At 56.7% G+C, this 2240-nt stretch carries 3 protein-coding genes and 1 pseudogene; 1 reads left to right on the top strand and 3 read right to left on the bottom strand.

Annotation, left to right across the window (positions count from 1 at the left end; genetic code table 11):
* Nucleotides 1-553: hypothetical protein (locus WBG04_RS02355; protein ID WP_424312743.1), on the top strand; the 553-nt coding region annotated here is incomplete at its 5' end.
* A 14-nt stretch (nt 554-567) separates the two neighbouring features.
* Here the strand turns inward: WBG04_RS02355 and WBG04_RS02350 are convergent.
* From WBG04_RS02350 to WBG04_RS02340, 3 genes and pseudogenes are all read right to left on the bottom strand, one after another.
* The gene (locus WBG04_RS02350) at nt 568-960 is read right to left on the bottom strand and encodes a hypothetical protein (protein ID WP_424312742.1); all 393 of its coding nucleotides are present in this window, start codon (nt 958-960) and stop codon (nt 568-570) included.
* A 95-nt stretch (nt 961-1055) separates the two neighbouring features.
* Entirely contained in the window at nt 1056-1643 is a 588-nt protein-coding gene (locus tag WBG04_RS02345) for a hypothetical protein (RefSeq protein ID WP_424312741.1), read from the bottom strand.
* A 199-nt stretch (nt 1644-1842) separates the two neighbouring features.
* A pseudogene (locus WBG04_RS02340) lies at nt 1843-2240 on the bottom strand (nucleotidyltransferase); the annotation flags it as partial.

The following is a 2240-nucleotide window of genomic DNA, read 5'->3' as shown; positions in this document are numbered from 1 at the left end:
CCTTGATACGGTGTGCATGCACGCGATGGATGTGCCGACGGCAATCGAGTGCGGCTACTACGGTGTGGAGCCCGTCGATGATCACCGTGAAGGGAAGCCGAGCGTGGGGACGCATCTCTCGGTGGAGTCCGACAGTTTGAATGGCGTGGACTTCTTCGAGCCGGAGCCTCCGGCCGAGCGTTGGGTCAGCGGGGCGATGCGTTTCGACTTTCCGGATCTGGCGGCAGGCGCGAGCCACGAGTTCTCGGTGCTTCTGAGCATTCGGAGTGAAAGTGCTCTCGTGGCGCCTGCGCCGGTGATCGAGATCCTTGATGCACGGATCGAGGGGGCCGAGTTCGTCCTCGATTTCGAAGAAACGACCAATGCCCCAATCGATGGTTTTCTGCTGCGGACGTCGAAGGACCTGAAGGGAGAATTCCCGGAGGATTGGCCGCAGGTCAGCGTGCCATACACCATCGGCGTGCCCCGTCCCGGTGCCAACCGCTACCGGATCCCGATTGATCTGATGGCGAACCCGAGATGCTTTTTCAGGATTCAGCCGTTTTTCCAGTAGTCAGTACAGGGTCTTCAGTAAAATCCCCGACGATAGCCTCGGCCATAGGGTCCCCAACTACCCCAGCCGTAAGCTGCTTCCATCTGCATCTCGGCGGCGACCCGCTGGTCCTGAGCGAGCTGCTGTTCGACGGCGTATTTTTGATACTGCTCGTGCTCCTTTGGACCACCGACATAGACGACGCCTTGCTCGGGATCCTTGTAGCCATAGAGCATTTTGCCATCGATCTCCTTGTTGTAGAGTTTGTAGGGCTCCATCGCGTCATAGAGTTCGGTCTGTTTCTCGGTCTGTGGTTGCTTTGGCTGGAAACCGGAGGCCGAGAGCAGGCGCTTGGTGTTCGAAGAGCCGACACCGGCGCATGAGGCGAGGAGCAGGGATGGAAGGAGAAGGAAGAGTATCTTTTTCATGATGGATGGCATTTTGGGAAGGGAGTCAGGTTCGTGCAAGGTTCGAGTCTGGTAGTCCATGATGGCAAGGATCGTGCCGGGTTGGCTCCAACTGATCACGGTTTCTCAAGGTTGATCTCGTAGACCTCGTTGCTGCGGATCACGACCTTCTCGCCGATCTTGCGTTCGGCGAGATTCAGGTCGTCACGCACCGGGTATTTTTTGGTCGAGCCGTCGACAAATTGAAGGGTGACCTTGCGGCGTTTCGTGTCGATGGCGGTGATGGTGGCGGAGGATTGGAAGGTGTCCGTCATCTTGAGGCCCGGCTTGGATCCGAGGGGTGGGAGATCCACGGTGCCGAAGGCCTCGTCATCGATCACCTCTCCGGGCTTGGCCATGCGGATGCTGAACGTTTCCGTCAGGGAGACCGTCAATTGATCGCCGATCTCGATTTGATTGAAATTCCGGACTTCGGGTCCGGCGGTGAAGTTGAGTTTTTTGCCTTCCTTGGAAACCAGGGTCACCTTGCGTTTGGTGGCATCGATGCCGGTAACGGTGGCTTTGAAGGTCGTGGTATCGGTCACTTCAGCGCCGGGAACGCCTGCTTCAGTAATCACAACGGTTTCGGTTTCGCCGGTGATCGACGTGCACGAGCTGACGGCCATGATGGCGATGGGGAGGATGCATAGGTGGGATGGTTTCATGGCGGTCTGTGAGGTTCGGGTTCGATTGGCGATGGTTGAGTGACGGATTGTGTCGTTCAGCACGAGCCTATCCATGAAGTTTGAAGATTCAAGGTGAGGAATATCGAATGGGTCCACTGGCGGCTGAAAACTGCCTTTCCCACCTATGGCGCTTGGGAAAGCGCCACTCCGTCTCGAAGGTTCCACATTTTGCGAGGAGCTATTTTGAACAGAATTTTCTTCGAATACTCAACAGGATTTCCGTGGCCTTTTCCCGGCTAGGCAAATCCGGGAGATTTGCTTTCTCGAAAGTAGCCTCCATTTCGCCGTGCTTGTCTTCGGCAATCCTCAGCAACTCGTCGTATTCGTAGGCACCGCTTTTGACCATTTTCAGCCAGTCGCTGTTGGGTCTGGGCAGGGTGATGCTTCCGGTGTTGGCAATCTCGATGGCTTGGTCGAGGAGGCGGAGAGTGTGCATCAGGTTCTTGGAGTCGTAGCCGCGGTTGTGGGCGGTGTTGGTTTCGAAGCGCTCTTCGTTTCTTAACTCGACCCACTGCCAGTATTCGCGGTGGGCTTTGCAGTGGGCCTTGAAGGCGTCGAGATTACAGGTCAGCCAGG

This window comes from Haloferula sp., from assembly GCF_049672945.1.
Classification (GTDB): Bacteria; Verrucomicrobiota; Verrucomicrobiia; order Verrucomicrobiales; family Akkermansiaceae; genus Haloferula.
The sequence above is the reverse complement of the archived record's forward strand: the minus strand, read 5'-3'. Positions and strand labels throughout refer to the sequence as shown.

Excerpts from the sequence above, each read along its gene's own strand:
- WBG04_RS02345 (WP_424312741.1), bottom strand. The coding sequence starts at position 1,643 with ATGAAACCATCCCACCTATGCATCCTCCCCATCGCCATCATGGCCGTC.
- WBG04_RS02350 (WP_424312742.1), bottom strand. The coding sequence starts at position 960 with ATGAAAAAGATACTCTTCCTTCTCCTTCCATCCCTGCTCCTCGCCTCA.